The organism is Mesorhizobium sp. M0598 (assembly GCF_040320865.1).
GTDB lineage: Bacteria > Pseudomonadota > Alphaproteobacteria > Rhizobiales > Rhizobiaceae > Mesorhizobium.
Genome location: NZ_JAMYQL010000023.1, coordinates 1 through 17,631 on the forward strand (window position 1 = coordinate 1; position 17,631 = coordinate 17,631).

Genomic DNA, 17,631 nt, shown 5'->3' on the forward strand with positions numbered 1-17,631 from the left:
GGCCGATGGCCGTCCGTCACCCCTGATCGATTAAAGCCTCACCGACGCTGCCAACGAAGCTCACGCCTCAAACCCCGCGCCCCTCCCGCGAGCGGGTTCGTTCCCTGGCGCATTGTTGCCATCTCCGTCACAGCGGCAGTCTTCGAAACGGCACAACGGCGTCGTGGTCAAGGTGCGAGGCAAACAGCGCTTACGCTGCGCGTCGAGGAAAACGAACAGGTTTGCGGTGCCGTTGCGTTTGTACTCGCAGTCGTAGCGCTCCAGTCGCCGCCGCCATGGTCGATGATGCGCGTCGTCGCCTTTTCCAGGCGAAGTCTAGCCTCGGCGCACCCCGAGAGTTGGGAGGCATCCCTTATGACGAGGACGCGCTCGATCGCTTCCGTCGTCTCGAATAGTTCTGCGGCCAACGCCACATGCAGCGCTTCTTCAGCGTCACCGCGCCTTCCGTCCATCAGATGGTGCTCACCCTCGAGCGGGCCGGATTGATCCGCAGGCACCGGGCCTCGCGCGCAGCATTGAACTGCTCGTCAAACCCGATATCCTACCCAGGCTACAACCCATCGAACCCGTCGAATCCTCTGTGCAGGGGTACTAGACGATGTTAGCCTTTCCGGCTGCGCTCGATGAACTTGTTGAAGCGGCTGGTCTTTCCGCCGCTGGTCTCATCCTGGTAGAGGAAGGCTAGTTCGTTCTCATCGAAGATCCTGAAGAACTCGTCCCATTCAACGGGCTCGAACGTCTCTTCAGGCTCGCCGAAGTCGATGCGCAGTATGCCGCCCTCGCCCTTGGTGCGCACCACCGCCGGCCGCCCGTCGCGATCCTCGGCCCAACGGCGGATTTCGTCGTGATCGGTGGTCGTCTTCGATTCAGACATCGCAATCTCCCTTCGATTCCACCGCAGACCGCGAGACCCCGCGTTGCCGGTCTGCCTCCACACAACCAGCAGATGCATCGCTGCCCGGCATGTGCGCGCGGTTGGTCGAACATAGCTCCTAACACCAAGCAGCCTTCGATGTTCCCACGCCTGGTTGAACTTACCCCTGCGAGCCTCCTGAACTTTGTTGAAGCAAGGGAACAAACCTTTCGCCCGGAAGTTTGGGGCGGCAAAGCCATTCGTATGAGGAGTTGTCGTGAAACGTATACTGGTCACGGGAGGCTGCGGTTTTATCGGCCGCCACGTCACCCAGGAACTCGTTGAACATGGCTATGGGGTTTCAATTCTCGATGCGCTGCTGGACCAGGTGCATGGTGGCGAGGCAATCAGCCTGCCGCCAGGCGCCAAGCTGATCAAAGGCGACGTTCGCGATCGCGACGCCATCGCAGAGGCGGTCGACGATGTCGACGCGATCATTCACCTGGCGGCTGAAGTGGGTGTCGGACAGTCCATGTACGAGATCGCCCGCTATGTCGGCGCCAACGACCTCGGCACCGCCACGTTGCTGGAAGCGCTGATCAAACGCCCGATCGAACGGATCGTCGTTGCTTCATCGATGAGCGTCTATGGCGAGGGTCTCTATGCGACGCCGGACGGCCGGCGCATCGACAATGCAAGACGGCAGCCGGACGACATCCGTAGCGGCCAATGGAATCCCCTGTCGCCGGAAGGTGAAGTCCTGTCGCCGCTGCCGACCGACGAACAGAAACCGGTCGATCTCGCCTCGATTTACGCGCTGACGAAATACGCCCAGGAACGCGCCGTACTGATCTTCGGCGAGGCCTACGGCGTCGATGCGGTGGCGCTGCGCCTGTTCAATGTCTTCGGCGCCGGACAGGCGCTCTCGAACCCGTATACCGGCGTCCTGGCGAACTTCGCCTCGCGCATCGCCAATGGCCAGCGGCCGCTGATTTTCGAAGACGGCGAACAGCAGCGCGACTTCGTTCATGTACGCGATGTCGCCCTCGCCTTCCGGCTGGCGCTGGAACAGCCCCAGGCGCGCGGCCACGTCATCAACATCGGCAGCGGGCGAGCCTACGCGGTCAGCGACGTCGCCCGGCTGCTCGCCGAAGCAATGGGCGTGCCTGGCCGCCAGCCGGAAATCCTCGGCAAGGCACGCTCCGGCGATATCCGCAACTGCTTTGCCGACATCTCCAAGGCGCGCGAACTGCTCGGCTTCCAGCCGCAGCACCGGCTGGAGCATTCGCTCGGCGATTTCGTCGCCTGGGTGCGTAACACGGTCGCCATCGATCGCAGCGCCGAGATGAAGCGGGAACTCGAAGCGCGAGGGCTGGTATCATGAGACCGGATTCACGCAATTTTCGCGAAGCGCCCGTCGCCATTATCGGCGGCAGCGGCTTCATCGGCTCGAACCTCGCCGACAGCCTGTTGTCGGACGGCGAGCCGGTGCTGGTCATCGACAATCTGAGCCGTCCCGGCGTCGAACAGAACCTGGAATGGCTGACGCAAAAGCACGGCAACCGCCTCGCCGTCGAAATCGCCGATGTCCGTGACGCCGAGGCGCTGATGCCGCTGGTGGCGCGTTCGAAGGCGGTTTTCCACTTTGCCGCGCAGACCGCCGTCACCACGAGCCTGGTTCGGCCGGACGAGGATTTCGACATCAACCTGCGCGGGACGTTCAACGTCCTGGAAGCCGCTCGCCGCAGCGGCAAGCGCATCCCCGTCGTTTTCGCCAGCACCAACAAGGTCTATGGCCGCCTCGCCGACCTTGCTATGCGCGAAGAAGACGGCAGATACGCGCCTCGCGACGCGGGCATCCGAGCGCACGGCGTCGACGAGACGCGCGGCCTCGATTTCTGCACGCCCTATGGCTGCTCCAAGGGCGCAGCGGACCAGTATGTCCTCGATTACGCCAAGTCATACGATCTGCCGACGGCGGTGCTGCGCATGAGCTGCATCTATGGACCGCGCCAGTTCGGCACGGAGGATCAGGGCTGGGTCGCCCATTTCCTGCTTAACGCGTTCTCCGACCGGCCGATCACCATCTACGGTGACGGCAAGCAGGTGCGCGACATCCTCCATGTTGCCGACGCGGTCGCGGCTTACCGCGCCGTGCTCGACCGGATCGAGGCGATCAAGGGCCAAGCATTCAATCTCGGCGGCGGACCGGAAAACGCCGTCAGCCTGCGCATGCTGCTGAAGGAGATTTGCGACATAACGAAACGGGACGTTCCGATTCGTTACGACCGCGAACGCACCGGCGACCAACCGTTCTTCGTCGCCGACACACGCGCGATCGAGGCGGCGCTGGGGTGGAAAGCGCACGTCCCGTGGCAAAACGGCATCCGCGACCTCGCCGACTGGCTGCAGCGTCATCGCCTCGACCCGCATCCCGAACCGGCGAGGTACGTGGCATGAGGGTCGCTCTGGTCAATCCGTCCTGGACGTACCAGGACAGCATCTATTTCGGCTGCCGCCAGCCGCATCTGCCGCTCGAACTCGGCTATTCGAAAGCGCTGCTCGAAGCAGCCGGCCACGAGGTGCTGATGCTGGACGGGCAGATCCAGAAGCTCGACAACGCCGCGCTCGCCGATCGCGTCGCCGCATTCGAGCCTGACATGACCGTCGTCAGCACCGCGCCGACCTACCTGTTCTGGCGCTGCGCACCGCCCGAGTTGCGCGTGCCGGCCGATTTCCTCAATCATCTTGCCGGGCGCGGCGGTCGCACCGCCGCCGTCGGGCCGCATGGCTCTGCGACGCCGACGCCGACTTTGCGCAAGCTTGGCGTCGACATTGTCGTGCGCGGCGAATGCGAGGAAGTGGTCGCGGAACTTGCCCGGCGCGACGACTGGAGCGCGGTGCCGTCCACCGCCCGTTTCGAGAACGGAAAACTGGTCTCGAACGGCGGCGTCCATGCGAGTTCGTTCATCGATCACCCACCGCTCGAATGGCCGTCGGACTGGATTGCCGCGCATTCGCACCACCATCACCGCTTCGACGACAACCAGGTCGGTTTCGGTGCGGAGGTCGAGGCGTCGCGCGGCTGCCCGTATAATTGCAGCTTCTGCGCCAAGATCGATTTCCGCGATGCCTATCGCCGCCGGAACCAGGAAGCAGTGATCGCCGAGATCGACCGGCTGATCGCACAGGGCGTCGGCTACATCTACTTCATCGACGAGATCTTCCTGCCGCAAAAGGCTTTGCTGGAGGCACTGGTCGATCGCGATGTGAAGTTCGGCGTGCAGACCCGTATCGACCTCTGGAAACCGGAACTGCTGAGACTGCTCGGCGCCGCCGGCTGCGTCTCCATAGAGGCGGGGCTCGAAAGCCTGACGGTGGAAGGCCGCGCCATGCTGGCAAAACGCTGCCGGCTGGGCACCGAGGAGCTGGCCGCGCTGCTGGTCGACGCAAGGCGCCACGTGCCGTTCGTGCAGGCCAACCTGATCGGCGTGGTCGAGGACGATCCCGCGCTGGTCGACTATTGGCGAAAGCACCTGATCGACAACGGTGTTTGGGCCAACGAACCGGTGCCGCTTTATCCTTATCCGAGTTCGCCGAGCTACCGCGAACTTTGGGGCGAGCCGGACGATCTCGCCTGGGAGCGCGCGCATGAACATTATCTCGCATCCTTCCGAACGTTCAGCGACATCCAGGAGAAGCGTCCGCGTCCGCTGGCCGAATTGGAGGCCACATGTTGCGGACACTGAGCCCGCGGCCGCGCCGCATCCTGATGACTGTCGATGCCGTTGGCGGCGTCTGGCGCTATGCGCTCGATCTGGCCAGACAACTGGTCGCCGGCGGGGACAGCGTCGTGCTTGCCGGGCTTGGTCCGGAACCGTCCAGGCAGCAGGCCGAGGAGGCCCAGTCGTTTGCGGCGCTGACATGGCTCAACACGCCGCCGGACTGGATGACCCGCAACGAGCACGACCTCGACACACTGCAGCAGGAGCTGCACCCGCTCATACGTGACTACGCCGTCGAAATCGTCCATCTCAACGCGCCGACGCAGGCCGCGGGGCTCGACGTGCCCTGCCCCGTCGTGGCGGTGTCGCATTCCTGCGTGGTGACATGGTTCCACGCCGTCAAGGGACAGGCGGCGGACGGCGAATGGGCCTGGCAGAAGGACCGCAACCGGCGCGGTTTCGACAAAGCAGGCATTGTCGTTGCACCCAGCCGCAGCCATGCCGACATGCTCGAAACCTGCTACGGGCCGATCGCCCGCCTGAGCGTCGTCGGCAACGGGGCGCGGCCCGGCGCGAAGAGCGAAAGACGGGAATCGGTCGCTTTCGCCGCCGCGCGCTGGTGGGACGAAGGAAAGAATGCGGCGGTGCTGGACCAGGCCGCCTCCCTGACGCAATGGCCGGTCTTCGTCGCCGGCTCGCAGCAAGGCCCGGACGGCCAGCATGTTGGCTTCAGTCACGCCGTTCCCGTCGGACCGGTGCCACATGAGGAAGTGCGCTCGCTGATGGCGCGGGCCGGTATCTTCGTATCGCCGTCGCTCTACGAACCGTTCGGCCTGGCCACGCTGGAAGCCGCAATGTCGGCAACGCCCTTGGTGCTCGCCGATATCGCGACCTACCAGGAACTGTGGGACGGCGCGGCCCTGTTCTACGACGTGCGCGATCCGAGTGATCTCGCCAGCTGCATCAATGGCCTTTGCAATGACGCGCAGCGCCGGCGAGAGCTCGGTGAGGCGGCGGCGCGCCGAAGCCGCAGATTTTCACTGGCAAGGCAGGCGACCGCCATGCGCGGCGTCTACGACAAGGCGGCCCTGGCCACCATGGCGGATAATTGATTATGCGATTTTTATTCTACACCCATTCGATCGTTTCCGACTGGAACCACGGCAACGCACATTTCCTGCGCGGCATCATGCGCGAGCTGGTCGCGCGCGGGCACCAGGCTATCGCGCTGGAGCCCGCCGACGGCTGGAGCCGGTCGAACCTGCTGGCCGAGAAAGGGTCCTTCGCAATCGAGCGATTCCGGAAGGACTTTCCCGAGTTGATGCCGGTCACCTATGACGCCGCCTTCGACCACGAAGCCTGGATCTCCGACGCCGATGTGGTGATCGTGCATGAGTGGACCGAGCCGGCCCTTGTTGCGCGGCTGGGCAGGGCGAAAGCAACTGGCGGCCGTTTCACGCTGCTGTTCCACGACACGCACCATCGCGCCATCTCGGCAACGCAAGCGATTTCTGCCTTGCAGCTTGAACATTACGACGGCGTGCTCGCCTTTGGGGAGGCCCTGCGGGAAAGCTATCTTCGCGCCGGATGGGGCAAGCGGGTCTTTACCTGGCACGAGGCAGCCGATGACCATCTGTTCCAGCCCCATCCTGAAATCGAGCGCAGCGCCGACCTGATCTGGATCGGCAATTGGGGCGACGACGAGCGCAGCGCCGAAATCAGGGAATTCCTGGTCGAGCCGGTGCGTGAGCTCGGATTGAGCGGCACTGTCCACGGCGTTCGCTATCCACGGGAAGCGCTCGCCGACCTTGCGGCCGCCGGCCTGCACTACGAAGGTTGGATCGCCAACGCCGACGTGCCGAAGGCGTTTGCAGCAAACCGCATCACAGTGCACATCCCCAGGCGTCCATACCGCGAAAGCCTGCCCGGCATCCCGACCATCCGCATGTTCGAGGCGCTCGCCTGCGGCATCCCGCTCGTTTCGGCGCCGTGGTCCGATGTCGAACGCCTGTTCAGGCCCGGCGTAGATTTTCTGTTTGCAAACAACGGTTCCGAGATGCGGCGTCATCTTCGCGCCGTGCTGCACGACGCGGATCTCGCCGCTTCTCTGGCGACATCGGGCCTCGAGACCATCCGCTTGCGGCACACATGCCGGCACCGGGCGGATCAATTGTTCGGCGTGCTCGCCGAATGCGGGCGCCGCCAAGCCGCGGACACGATCCTTGCAACGGAGGCCGCCGAATGAAGATTGCATTTTACGGGTCAAGCCTGCTGTCGTCCTACTGGAACGGCGCGGCCACCTATTACCGCGGGCTGCTCAAGGCTCTGGCCAGGCTCGGCTATGACATCACCTTCTATGAGCCCGATGTCTACGATCGCCAGAAGAACCGCGACATCGAGGCGCCGGACTGGTGTGCCGTCGTCGTCTATGAGGCGACCCCACAGGCGCTGATGCAGGTGGCGGCGCGGGCGGCGGAGGCAGATATCGTCGTCAAGGCGAGCGGCGTCGGTTTCGCCGACGACGCGCTGTTGCGGGCGGTGCTCGATCACGCCCGTGCCGGTGCGCTCACCGTATTCTGGGATGTCGATGCGCCGGCGACGCTTGGCCAGTTGCGCGACGAGCCCGACCATCCGCTGCATCGCGCGCTGCAGGAAATCGACCTCGTGCTGACCTATGGCGGCGGCGACCCGGTGGTCTGGGCCTATCGGGCAATGGGGGCGGCCGAATGCGTGCCGATCTACAACGCGCTCGATCCGGAAACGCATCATCCGGTCGGCAAGGACATGCGCTTTGCCTGCGATCTCGCCTTTCTCGGCAACCGGCTGCCGGACCGCGAGGCGCGCGTCGAAGCCTTCTTCCTCGACCCGGCCGGCCGCTCCGCCGATCAGCGCTTCCTGCTCGGCGGATCGGGCTGGGGCGACAAGCAGATGCCCGCCAATGTCCGATGGCTCGGCCATGTCGGCACGCGCGACCACAATGCATTGAACGTCACGGCCAAGGCGGTGCTGAACATCAGCCGCGACAGCATGGCGGCCAATGGCTTTTCACCTGCGACGCGCGTTTTTGAGGCGGCGGGCGCCGGCGCATGCCTCATCACCGACGCCTGGCTCGGCGTCGACCTGTTCCTGAAACCCGGCGAGGAAATCCTGGTCGCGCGCGATGGCGAGGACGTCGCCGAGATCATGCAAAGCCTTAGTGCCGAACGGGCTAAGGCGATCGGGACATCGGCGCTTCGGCGCGTGCTTGGCGAACATACCTATACGACACGTGCCGTTTTAGCCGACGCCATCTTCAGGCGCCATTTCGAGCGTCCGACCGTGGAGGCGGCCGAATGACAAAGCCGCTCGACATCGTCTTTCTTGGCCTGTCGCTCTCCTCATCCTGGGGAAACGGCCACGCCACCACCTTTCGGGGGCTGCTTAAAGGTCTCCACGAACTCGGCCACCGCGTCACTTTTCTCGAACGCGACGTGCCGTGGTACGCAAGTCACCGGGATCTGCGCGATCCCGATTTCTGCGCCTTGCGCTACTATGAAACGATCGATGATCTTCGCCGCAATTTTGCGCGCTGCCTGCGCGATGCCGATATCGTGGTCGTCGGCTCCTTCGTTCCCGAAGGCCCTGAAATCATTGACGTCGTGGCATCGCTGTGCACGAGTCAGTTCTGCTTCTACGACATCGACACGCCGATCACGCTGGCAAAGCTTTCGACCGATGATTGCGAGTACATTGCCAGGCGGCAGGTCCCGTATTTCGACGTCTACTTCTCCTTCACCGGCGGGCCGACGCTTGCCCGTCTGACAGCGGAATTCGGCGCGAGGCGGGCCGAGCCACTCTACTGCTCCGTCGACCCGGAACGGCATCACGGAACCGGTGATCCAATCCGCTGGGATCTCGGCTATCTCGGCACCTACAGCCCCGATCGCCAGGCGACGCTGGAGGCCCTGCTGTTCGAACCGGCACGTCGCATGCCGGAGCGCCGCTTCGTCGTGGCAGGCTCGCAATATCCGCGCGAAATCGCCTGGCCGGACAATGTGGATCGCATCGAACACCTGCCGCCGGCAGATCACGCCGCCTTTTACAGCCGCCAACGGTACACGTTGAACGTCACGCGCAGTTCCATGATCGCGGCCGGATGGTCGCCCAGCGTACGCCTCTTCGAGGCAGCCGCCTGCGGCACGGCGATCATCAGCGATAGCTGGGCCGGACTGGACAGCCTGTTTCCAGAGCGGACGATCCACACGGCGCGCAGGACCGAGGACGTAATCGGTATCCTGTCTGGGGAATCCGACGGCGCCCGGCTTGCCATGGCCAGGCAGGCGCGCGTGCTCATCCTCGCAGCTCACACAAGCATCGCAAGAGCCCGCGAATTCGTTTCGCTGCTGGCGCAGACCAAATCGCCACGTTCTGTTCTCGATCTGGACGTCGAGAGCGCAGCATGACCCGCAGACGGGAGAAGATAGAGATGCAGCTATCAAGAAAGGCGCAACGGACCAAGACCGTGCTTGTCGCCGGCGGCGCAGGTTTCCTCGGTTCGCATCTTTGCGAGACAATGCTCCAGGCCGGCTGGCGCGTGATCTGCGTCGACAATTTCCTTACCGGCCGCATGGAGAACATAGCATCGATCGCCGATCGTCCGGATTTTCGGCTGATCAAGCAAGACATTTGCCGACCGTTGGAGCTTGGCGAACCGGTGGACCGCATCTTCAACATGGCGTGCGCGGCCTCGCCACCACGCTATCAGGCCGACCCGGTCCACACGACACGGACTTGCGTCATCGGGACGCTCAATCTGCTGGAGCTCGCCGCCCGCAATGGCGCCCGGTTCCTGCAGGCGTCCACCAGCGAAATTTATGGCGATCCCGAACAGCATCCGCAGAAGGAAGACTATGTCGGCCACGTGAACTGCATCGGGCCCCGCGCCTGCTATGACGAAGGCAAGCGCACCGCCGAAACCTTATGCTTCGATTATTTGAGAATGGGAAAAGCCGATATCCGTGTAGCGCGCATCTTCAACACCTATGGTCCCAGGATGGACCCTGCGGATGGACGGATCGTTTCCAATCTGATCATGCAGGCACTCGAGAGACGGCCGCTGACGATATTTGGCGACGGGCTGCAGACCAGGTCGTTCTGCTACGTTTCCGATCTGGTCGACGGCTTGATCCGGTTGATGGAGGTCGATCCCAATCCGCGCCAGCCCGTCAATCTGGGCAATCCGGGGGAGTTCACCATCCTGCAACTGGCGAGCCTGGTGAGAGGCATGACCGCCACCAAATCGGACTTGAAATTCCTGCCGCTGCCGCAAGACGATCCTCGTCGTCGGCAACCCGACATTTCCCGTGCAAGGAAGCTTCTCGGCTGGTCGCCCAAAGTGCCGCTCAGGCAGGGTTTGATGCGCACAATCGCCTATTTTGCCGAGCTTGAGACGGCGCAGATGGTCGACAGAAGACGTCGAATTGCCGCCACCGTGCGTTCTGCCTCAGGCCGGCTGCAAAACCTGCCGGCCTGAGGCGGGGAGCGTCTGGCCTCTGCATGAAAGCGCCGTCGTCTCGGATTTGGTCACTTTTTCTCGTCGCGGGAACAACCCGTCCAGCTTCTGGTTCTGTCAAGGTACCGGCATGGAGACGATTGTGCATCCGAAGCGATCCGCCAAAGACATCGAACAAATGGCCGCAAAGGAGACGGCTGCCTTCCTGCGGCGCGCCTCCATCACCTATCTGGAATGTTGTGTGAGCCTGATGATGACGCATCTTCAGCGCGAGGAGGTAGCGGCCATCCTCGAAAAGGAAGCGGATATGCTGCGCCGGCTGGACTGATCCTGGTCGAGCGGCGGCAGGTCGCCTTGGCTTTCCAGGAAACGAAGCAGCGCGGCAGCGTAACGTCTTGCCGCGGCCGCCAGCCGGATCTGTTCCCGATCATCGCCCGATCGCTCAGCCATGCTCCACAAGCCAAGCTGGAAGGCGAGATAGCAGGGCTCGTAGTAGTGGACCAGATTGGCATCGACGGGACGAGACGTAGTCGCCTCGACAGCTTTGCACAGTGCCGCAGTCGCCGCGTCGGCGAGGCTGTACTCGACACGGGCGCCAGCAATGTCCCAGGCGATGTCCTGGCAGCCGACCAGATCGTGCGACCGACAATGGTCGAGGGCGTCCGTCTTGATCAGCGTTCCGCCGCGCGAAAGGATGAACTCCCACGGATGAAGCCGCCCGTCGATCTCGACCCGCTGCATGTTCTTGGGTGGAGCCCGTGTCGAAAACCAATTCTGCAGCTCCGCCGCGCGGTTTTCGCCCAGCGCCTCACTTGTATTCCGCACGGCCATGTCGGCAAGGGCCTCCAGCGAGGCGCCCGGCTGGGAGGCGGGCAGATTGGCTGCGCGCCAGGCCAGATAGCGCGCGAGACGAGTGACCATTTTTTCTTTCGAAAGCCTTGCCCGGTCCAGCGTTGCACCGTCGATCCAGCGTTCGACGAGAAAGCCATGGCACAGCCCGGCGACTTCCGGGCCAAAGCCTGCATCGTGCAGCTTCCTGGCGGTCTCGGCCTTTTGCATTCCGATTTCGCCGAGGCCAACGAATTTGACCGACCATTTTCCCCGGCCCGCAAAAGCGAGGAACTTTCGCCGCTCGAAGCCGCGGTGAACAGGTGGCCAATGATCCAGCGAGCCATAGTGCAAGCGACGCCACTCTCCGGCGGATGTTTCGGTCAGGCTGGCCGCTGTGCGGCCGATCGTCCTGGCCACCCAATCCCGCAACGTCGGGACAGCGGATCCAGCGGGGAAAGTCCGTTCGAAATCCACGCTGTGTTTTTGGCAAACCGTCCATGCCTCCCGACTGTTCGTCGATGCCTCGGGGCCCGGGCCAGCCGAATGGCTTGGGAACAGATGGATGCGCCTGGGATCGATGCCCAGCCTTTGCAGCCATGCGACGACGGCGTGAAACGAGCTGCCGGACAGGCCCGGGCCCTCATCGACGACAGCGAAATGGGCCGATGGCCTTGTCCTCCAGCCGCCGATCAGTTCCGGATCGGCGGCAAGCCGCCTGCGAAACGGATGACCGGTCGGACGGACGCTGACGGGTGCCGGTGCGCCGATGGCTGCAGCCACCATCGCTGCAAGCCCCAGGCCGATGCTGCGGATGCCGATTACGCATGTGTTCGCATCGAGACCCGACTGCCGCGCGGCGACGAAATAGCTTTCCGGATAGAGCGCATAGTGAGCATATCCCTCAGCCGTGCCGGTGAGGATTTCGCCGTCGCAATCGAGTTCGGCCAGCATTCGCGGCACGTCGGCATCGACCGGGCCGTCGATGGCGAATCCGGCCGCCCACGATCTGCCCACGTCCCGAGCCAAGCCGACCAGGAGATTTGCGCCCGCGATCCGCTGTCGGGAATTCCTGTCCATGCCGTTGGCCTCGAATTCAGCATCGGCAAGGCCCTGGACCAGTTCCGAGACCTTGATGAACAGGCCGACCAGGGCTGCGTGGCGTTCGGTCCCACTTGGCATGTCCGCAATGTGCTCGGCCGCTTTGCAGGCTGAGCCGCGAACATGTTGCGCGCTCTGCATTCGCTTGTGGTCGCCATAGACGATCATTGTCCGTCCCGGTTGGCCTCACTGCACAACTCGGCGAGCGCTACTTTGATCCACCATCGGTTGCACGATTTTTGCAGCCGGCAAGGAACAATCAGCGAGGCAGGCGGTTTGGCACGAAGAACTTACCTTCAACAGCATAGGCAGCGGTTTCGTGGGATCGAAGAAAGTTCGGATCGGAATAGTAGGCGTGGGCAACTGCGCCTCCTCCCTTATTCAGGGCATCACCTATTACCGTGACGCAAGGAGCAATGAGCCCATCCCCGGGCTGATGCATGCCGATCTTGGCGGCTACCATGTCAAAGACATCGAGGTGGTCTGCGCTTTCGATGTCGCCAAGAGCAAGGTCGGACGCGATGTGGCAGACGCGATCTACAGCGCGCCGAACAATACTTTCCGCTTTGCCGATGTGGCGCCTACCGGCGCCCGCGTCGAACGCGGGCCGACGCTGGACGGCATCGGCAAATATCTGCGCGACGAGATCGAGGAGGCCGACGAGCCGGTCGCCGATGTCGGCAAGATCCTCGCCGAAAGCGGCGCCGAAATCCTGGTGTCCTATCTGCCTGTCGGTTCGGAGGAGGCAACGCGCTTTTATGCCGAGTGCGCGCTCGAGGCGGGCTGTGCCTTCGTCAACTGCATACCCGTCTTCATCGCCTCGCGGCCGGAGTGGCGCCGGCGCTTCGAGCAGCACGGCCTGCCGCTGATCGGCGACGACATCAAGAGCCAGGTCGGTGCGACGATCGTACATCGTCTGCTTGCCAACCTGTTCCGCGAGCGCGGCGTGCGCATCGATCGCACCTACCAGCTCAATTTCGGCGGCAACACCGACTTCCTCAACATGCTGGAACGCGAGCGGCTGGAATCGAAGAAGATCTCAAAGACGCAATCCGTCACCAGCCAGATCGACGTTCCCCTGGAGCCCGGCAACATTCACGTCGGGCCGAGCGACCATGTGCCGTGGCTGACCGATCGCAAGTGGGCCTATATCCGGGTCGAAGGCACGACCTTCGGCGGTGTGCCGCTGAATGCCGAGCTCAAGCTGGAAGTGTGGGATTCGCCCAATTCGGCCGGCGTCGTCATCGATGCGGTGCGTTGCGCCAAGCTGGCGCTCGACCGCGGTATCGCGGGCGCGCTGACCGGTCCCTGCAGCTATTTCATGAAATCGCCGCCCGAGCAGTTCACCGACGCGGAAGCCCGCCAGCGCACGCTCTCTTTCATCGCCGGCAAGGACGAGCCGATGCTCGATGCGGCGGAATGACGACGACGTTCTTTCTGGTGCGCCACGCCGCGCACGACAATGTCGGCTGTTATCTTGCCGGACGGATGGCCGGCGTTTGCCTCGGCGAAGCCGGCAAGGCACAGGCCTCGCATCTGGCAGACCGCATGGCACGCGAGGCGATAGCGGCAATCTTCTGCAGCCCGCGCGAACGCACGCAGGAGACTGCCAATCCGATCGCGCTCGCCTGCAATGCCGGTGATATCGTGATCCGCGAGGAACTCGATGAGATCGACTTCGGCACCTGGTCGGGAAAGACCTTCGAAGAGCTGAACCAGGATGCCGACTGGCGGGTGTGGAACGACCAGCGTCAGCAGGCGAGAACACCGAGCGGCGAGACCATGCTGGACGTGCAGCAACGCGTCGTCTCATTGATCGAGCAGGTCCGCGGCACCTACCAGAACCAGGGCGTCGCACTGGTCAGCCATGCCGACGTCATCAAGGCCGCCGTGTGCAAGGTGCTCGGCCTGTCGCTGGGAAACTGCTTTCGCTTCGATATCGACCCAGCGTCGATCACCACGGTTGTTTGGGGGGACTGGGGGTCGAACCTGATCAGACTCAACGAAGCTGCCTGACGAGGAATTGCCGGATGCGCATGGTCATTTTCGGTCTTACCGTGACATCGTCGTGGGGCAATGGGCACGCCACGCTGTGGCGCGGATTGATCCGGGCGATGGCCGGGCTGGGCTGGTCTATCACCTTCTTCGAACGCAACACTCCCTATTATGCCGGGACGCGCGACCTCGACCAGTTGGATGGCGGCAACCTCGTCCTTTATCAGGATTGGGAGGACATCCAGCGCGTTGCCGAGCAGGCGATGAATGAGGCCGATGTGGTCATCGTCACCTCCTATTGCCCCGATGCCGTGAGCGCGTCGCGCCTTGCCCACCAGGCGTGTCGCGGGCTGAAGGTGTTCTACGATCTGGATACGCCGGTGACGCTGGCGCGGATCGAACAAGGTGAGCCTCCGGCCTATTTCGGGCCGGAAGGGCTTCGCGATTTCGATCTCGTGCTGAGCTACACGGGAGGCACCGCGATCGACGCATTGAGGTCGATGCTGGGTGCGCGCCGCGTCATGCCGCTCTACGGCCATGTCGATCCAGAGCGACACCGGCCCGCCCCGCCCAGGCCGGAGTTTGCCGGCGACCTTTCCTATCTCGGGACCTATGCGGCAGACCGCCAGGCCGGGGTCGAGAGGCTGCTGGTCAGTCCGGCTGCGCGCCTGCCGGAGCGCCGCTTCATCATTGGCGGCGCACAATATCCGCAGGAATTCCCGTGGAGCGACAATATTTTCTTCGTCCGGCATCTGCCGCCGGCCGACCACCCCGCCTTCTTTTCATCATCACGGCTGACCCTGAACGTGACCCGCGAGGCGATGGCCGAAAGGGGCTGGTGTCCTTCCGGCCGGCTGTTCGAAGCCGCCGCTTGCGGTGCCGCGATGGTGAGCGACACATGGCCGGGACTGGAGGCCTTTTTCCGGCCCGGCGAAGAGATCGTCGTAGCGAACAGCACCGACGACGTGGTCGCCGCGCTCGACCTGTCCGACGCCGAGCTTGACGCGATCCGCCGCCGAGCGCGCGAGCGGGTGCTGGACGAACACACCTCGGCGCGGCGCGCGAAGGAATTCGACCGCATCCTGTCCGATGCACTGCACGGCTCCACGCATGGCGAGCCGTTGAAGGAGGCAGTTTGATGTTGGGCATCGTGCCCGCAGCCGGACGGGGAAGCCGCATCCAGCCGCTCGGCTTTTCGAAGGAGCTTCTGCCGGTCGGCAGCCGCATCGACGGCAACACCGAGCGGCCTTGCGCGGTCAGCGAATACCTGGTGCGCCGCATGGTGCGCGCGGGGGCCGACAAGATCTGCTTCGTCATCGGCTCGGGTAAGTCGGATATCCTCGAATATTATTCTGCCGGCTATGCCGACGCGACTGCGCTGTTTGTGGTGCAGCCCTCTCCGGTCGGCCTTTGCGACGCCATCTTCCGTGCCGCACCGCTCGTCACAGCCGATGAGACCGTTCTGGTCGGGTTGCCCGATACGATCTGGTTTCCCGAAGACGGCTTCCTGGCCCTCCCGGACGACGGCCTGTCCTTCCTGCTGTTTCCGGTGGACCAGCCGGAGTTCTTCGATGCCGTCGTTGTCGACCAGGACGACCGGGTGAAGCAAATCCAGGTCAAGCAGCAGAATGCCCAATCGAACTGGATCTGGGGTGCGTTCAAGATGCCCGGCCGCACCCTTCACCAGCTCGCCGCGCTGTGGCGGGAACGGGACCGGTGCGACGAATACATCGGCACGCTGGTCAATGCCTATCTTGCCGCCGGAGGCGATGCCTATGGCATCAAGGCTGGCACCGCCTATGTCGACGTCGGCACCTTCAACGGCTACCGCACCGCACTTCGCCTGCTTGAAAGCGCCGCCGGTACCAAGGACGACCAAGTCGCCATTACGCTGCCCGGCCACCAGCACGTCCCTGTCCTCGCCGGCGAAGGAGGCTAGCCATGCTGCATTCCGATGCCGAAATCCGCCGCCGTATCGATGCGCTCGGCCCATGGTTCCACAATATGGAACTGGCCGGCATCGAAACCGCTCCCGACCATTTCCTTGGCAACTATCCGCTGATCAAATGGCGCAAATTCGCCGACGCGATTCCCGCCGATCTTTCCGGCAAGGCGGTGCTCGACATAGGCTGCAATGCGGGTTTCTATTCGATCGAGATGAAACGCCGCGGCGCCGGCCGCGTGCTTGGCATCGATTTCGATGAGGCTTACTTGGCGCAGGCGCGCTTTGCCGCTGAGGTAGCAGACTGCGACATCGAATTCCGGCAGCTCTCGGTCTACGACGTTGGCGCCCTGCATGAGCGGTTCGACATCGTGCTGTTCATGGGCGTGCTCTACCATTTGCGCCATCCCTTGCTCGCACTCGATCTGATCCGGGAGCACGTCGCCCGGGACCTGATGATCTTCCAGTCGATGCAGCGCGGCAGCACCAACGTGCCGGCGCTCGAGCAGAATTATCATTTCTGGACCCACGACCTGTTCGACCGGCCGGATTTCCCAAAGCTGCATTTCATCGAGCATCGTTACGCCGACGACCCGACCAACTGGTGGATTCCCAATCGCGCCTGCACCGAAGCCATGCTGCGCAGCGCCGGCTTCGAGATCGTCCTGCAACCGGAGCAGGAGGTCTATTTCTGCCGCACCGCCGACGTGCCGGCCGGTGGCGGCGTCGTCTACCCGTCGAAAGGACAAATAAATGATTGAAGCCGCGATGATCTGGAACGAGCCCAACAACAAATCCCACTGGGATCCCGAGCTCGACCCCGACTGGAGCCGCTTCGCCAACATGGCAATCCTGGCCGCCGACGCGATCGCGTCGGAGAATCCGGCCTTGACCAAGGTCCTTGGCGGCATCTCGCCGATCGATGCCGGTTTCATGACACGGATGAAGGAGTTCGACGTGCTCGATCATGTCGATGCTGTCGCCGTGCACGGTTTCCCGCTCGACTGGAACCTCTGGCAGATCCACGAATGGCCGCAGAAGATCGGGGAGATTTCGGCTGTCACCGATCTTCCGGTATGGGTCAGCGAGGTCGGCGTGTCGACCTTCGGCGCCGAGGAGGTACAGGTCTGGGGCCTGCGCCGGACCGCGGAATTGCTGATCGGCAACGCACCGCGCATCCAATGGTACAGCCTCTACGACCTGCCGCGCGAGTGGGAAGCGACGACGCGCCATCGCGAGGCGGAAGGCTCGTCTTACTACCGCCATTTCTACATGGGCCTGCTCCGCCAGGACGGCACGCCAAAGCCCGCGCTCGAGGAGTTCCTGCACCACACGCCGGCAATGGGACTGGTGCAGTGGTTCCATTTCGAAGATCACCGGCTGGACGACGCCGTTGCCTGGATGAAACGGCTCGGCGTCACCAATCTGCGCACCGGGCTATCCTGGGCCGACAGCTTCAGGCCGAACGCACTTGACTGGTTCGACCGGCAGATGGAGGCTTTGGCCGACTTCGACGTGACGGTTACTTTCTGCTTCACGCCGGAACACCGCGGAATGATGCCGCACCACAGCAGTCCGCCGCTGGTGCCGGAGGAATTCGCCGACTTCTGCGCGGCAATGACGCGCCGATATGCCGGCAGCATCGCTGCCCCTTCGGTCGGCAGGCTGCGCGCCTCCGCAGCGTGAGGAGCTTCGG

General features: G+C 63.5%; 17 protein-coding genes. 14 read left to right on the forward strand and 3 right to left on the reverse strand.

Features of this window, described 5'->3' with window-relative positions; genetic code table 11:
• Nucleotides 1–167 precede the first annotated feature (167 nt).
• Together NKI59_RS23915 and NKI59_RS23920 are read right to left on the reverse strand one after the other, a co-directional pair.
• On the reverse strand, nt 168–497 hold the full coding sequence (locus tag NKI59_RS23915) for a hypothetical protein (RefSeq protein ID WP_352623194.1): 330 nt from the start codon (nt 495–497) through the stop codon (nt 168–170).
• 104 nt (nt 498–601) lie between these two features.
• A complete protein-coding gene (locus NKI59_RS23920; RefSeq protein WP_352623193.1) occupies nt 602–874 on the reverse strand; it encodes a hypothetical protein in 273 nt (90 codons plus the stop codon).
• 256 nt (nt 875–1,130) lie between these two features.
• Between NKI59_RS23920 and NKI59_RS23925 the strand changes: the two genes are divergently transcribed.
• Genes NKI59_RS23925 through NKI59_RS23960 form a run of 8 tightly spaced genes read left to right on the forward strand, consistent with a single transcriptional unit; the run spans nt 1,131 to nt 10,090 of the window.
• Nucleotides 1,131–2,237: an NAD-dependent epimerase/dehydratase family protein gene (locus NKI59_RS23925; protein WP_352623192.1), complete on the forward strand. Its 1,107-nt coding sequence runs from the start codon at nt 1,131–1,133 to the stop codon at nt 2,235–2,237.
• Nucleotides 2,234–3,313, forward strand: coding sequence for an NAD-dependent epimerase/dehydratase family protein (locus tag NKI59_RS23930; protein WP_352623191.1), 1,080 nt, complete (start codon nt 2,234–2,236; stop codon nt 3,311–3,313). The genes NKI59_RS23925 and NKI59_RS23930 overlap by 4 nt, the downstream gene beginning before the upstream one ends.
• Complete coding sequence (locus tag NKI59_RS23935) at nt 3,310–4,602, forward strand: TIGR04295 family B12-binding domain-containing radical SAM protein (RefSeq protein WP_352623190.1); 1,293 nt, start codon at nt 3,310–3,312, stop codon at nt 4,600–4,602. The genes NKI59_RS23930 and NKI59_RS23935 overlap by 4 nt, the downstream gene beginning before the upstream one ends.
• On the forward strand, nt 4,587–5,690 hold the full coding sequence (locus NKI59_RS23940; RefSeq protein WP_352623189.1) for a glycosyltransferase family 4 protein: 1,104 nt from the start codon (nt 4,587–4,589) through the stop codon (nt 5,688–5,690). The genes NKI59_RS23935 and NKI59_RS23940 overlap by 16 nt, the downstream gene beginning before the upstream one ends.
• A 2-nt stretch (nt 5,691–5,692) precedes the next feature.
• Nucleotides 5,693–6,823 carry a CgeB family protein gene (locus NKI59_RS23945; RefSeq protein ID WP_352623188.1) on the forward strand — a complete coding sequence of 377 codons (1,131 nt, stop codon included), beginning with the start codon at nt 5,693–5,695 and terminating at the stop codon, nt 6,821–6,823.
• Complete coding sequence (locus NKI59_RS23950) at nt 6,820–7,914, forward strand: CgeB family protein (protein ID WP_023676129.1); 1,095 nt, start codon at nt 6,820–6,822, stop codon at nt 7,912–7,914. Before NKI59_RS23945 ends, NKI59_RS23950 begins: the two co-directional genes overlap by 4 nt.
• Entirely contained in the window at nt 7,911–9,020 is a 1,110-nt protein-coding gene (locus NKI59_RS23955) for a CgeB family protein (RefSeq protein ID WP_352707293.1), read from the forward strand. The genes NKI59_RS23950 and NKI59_RS23955 overlap by 4 nt, the downstream gene beginning before the upstream one ends.
• A 23-nt stretch (nt 9,021–9,043) precedes the next feature.
• Complete coding sequence (locus NKI59_RS23960) at nt 9,044–10,090, forward strand: UDP-glucuronic acid decarboxylase family protein (RefSeq protein ID WP_352707295.1); 1,047 nt, start codon at nt 9,044–9,046, stop codon at nt 10,088–10,090.
• 243 nt (nt 10,091–10,333) lie between these two features.
• Here the strand turns inward: NKI59_RS23960 and NKI59_RS23965 are convergent, their stop codons facing one another.
• Nucleotides 10,334–12,079, reverse strand: a complete 1,746-nt coding sequence (locus NKI59_RS23965) for a protein kinase family protein (RefSeq protein WP_352707297.1) — start codon at nt 12,077–12,079, stop codon at nt 10,334–10,336.
• Nucleotides 12,080–12,317: 238 nt separating this feature from the next.
• On the opposite strand from NKI59_RS23965, the gene NKI59_RS23970 reads away from it, so the two are divergent.
• Genes NKI59_RS23970 through NKI59_RS23995 form a run of 6 tightly spaced genes read left to right on the forward strand, consistent with a single transcriptional unit; the run spans nt 12,318 to nt 17,621 of the window.
• Nucleotides 12,318–13,421 (forward strand): inositol-3-phosphate synthase, encoded by a 1,104-nt coding sequence (locus tag NKI59_RS23970; protein ID WP_352623183.1) that lies wholly within the window; start codon nt 12,318–12,320, stop codon nt 13,419–13,421.
• On the forward strand, nt 13,418–14,014 hold the full coding sequence (locus NKI59_RS23975) for a histidine phosphatase family protein (protein ID WP_352579598.1): 597 nt from the start codon (nt 13,418–13,420) through the stop codon (nt 14,012–14,014). Before NKI59_RS23970 ends, NKI59_RS23975 begins: the two co-directional genes overlap by 4 nt.
• A 14-nt stretch (nt 14,015–14,028) precedes the next feature.
• A complete protein-coding gene (locus tag NKI59_RS23980; protein WP_352457422.1) occupies nt 14,029–15,132 on the forward strand; it encodes a CgeB family protein in 1,104 nt (367 codons plus the stop codon).
• Nucleotides 15,132–15,932, forward strand: coding sequence for a nucleotidyltransferase family protein (locus NKI59_RS23985; RefSeq protein ID WP_352593695.1), 801 nt, complete (start codon nt 15,132–15,134; stop codon nt 15,930–15,932). Before NKI59_RS23980 ends, NKI59_RS23985 begins: the two co-directional genes overlap by 1 nt.
• Nucleotides 15,933–15,934: 2 nt before the next feature.
• Nucleotides 15,935–16,696, forward strand: coding sequence for a TIGR04290 family methyltransferase (locus NKI59_RS23990; RefSeq protein WP_023676138.1), 762 nt, complete (start codon nt 15,935–15,937; stop codon nt 16,694–16,696).
• Complete coding sequence (locus NKI59_RS23995; RefSeq protein WP_352593699.1) at nt 16,689–17,621, forward strand: glycoside hydrolase 5 family protein; 933 nt, start codon at nt 16,689–16,691, stop codon at nt 17,619–17,621. The genes NKI59_RS23990 and NKI59_RS23995 overlap by 8 nt, the downstream gene beginning before the upstream one ends.
• Nucleotides 17,622–17,631 lie beyond the last annotated feature (10 nt).

Excerpts from the sequence above, each read along its gene's own strand:
- NKI59_RS23980 (WP_352457422.1), top strand. The coding sequence starts at position 14,029 with ATGCGCATGGTCATTTTCGGTCTTACCGTGACATCGTCGTGGGGCAAT.
- NKI59_RS23960 (WP_352707295.1), top strand. The coding sequence starts at position 9,044 with ATGCAGCTATCAAGAAAGGCGCAACGGACCAAGACCGTGCTTGTCGCC.
- NKI59_RS23945 (WP_352623188.1), top strand. The coding sequence starts at position 5,693 with ATGCGATTTTTATTCTACACCCATTCGATCGTTTCCGACTGGAACCAC.
- NKI59_RS23965 (WP_352707297.1), bottom strand. The coding sequence starts at position 12,079 with ATGCCAAGTGGGACCGAACGCCACGCAGCCCTGGTCGGCCTGTTCATC.
- NKI59_RS23930 (WP_352623191.1), top strand. The coding sequence starts at position 2,234 with ATGAGACCGGATTCACGCAATTTTCGCGAAGCGCCCGTCGCCATTATC.
- NKI59_RS23935 (WP_352623190.1), top strand. The coding sequence starts at position 3,310 with ATGAGGGTCGCTCTGGTCAATCCGTCCTGGACGTACCAGGACAGCATC.
- NKI59_RS23985 (WP_352593695.1), top strand. The coding sequence starts at position 15,132 with ATGTTGGGCATCGTGCCCGCAGCCGGACGGGGAAGCCGCATCCAGCCG.
- NKI59_RS23920 (WP_352623193.1), bottom strand. The coding sequence starts at position 874 with ATGTCTGAATCGAAGACGACCACCGATCACGACGAAATCCGCCGTTGG.
- NKI59_RS23940 (WP_352623189.1), top strand. The coding sequence starts at position 4,587 with ATGTTGCGGACACTGAGCCCGCGGCCGCGCCGCATCCTGATGACTGTC.
- NKI59_RS23995 (WP_352593699.1), top strand. The coding sequence starts at position 16,689 with ATGATTGAAGCCGCGATGATCTGGAACGAGCCCAACAACAAATCCCAC.
- NKI59_RS23990 (WP_023676138.1), top strand. The coding sequence starts at position 15,935 with ATGCTGCATTCCGATGCCGAAATCCGCCGCCGTATCGATGCGCTCGGC.
- NKI59_RS23975 (WP_352579598.1), top strand. The coding sequence starts at position 13,418 with ATGACGACGACGTTCTTTCTGGTGCGCCACGCCGCGCACGACAATGTC.
- NKI59_RS23955 (WP_352707293.1), top strand. The coding sequence starts at position 7,911 with ATGACAAAGCCGCTCGACATCGTCTTTCTTGGCCTGTCGCTCTCCTCA.
- NKI59_RS23950 (WP_023676129.1), top strand. The coding sequence starts at position 6,820 with ATGAAGATTGCATTTTACGGGTCAAGCCTGCTGTCGTCCTACTGGAAC.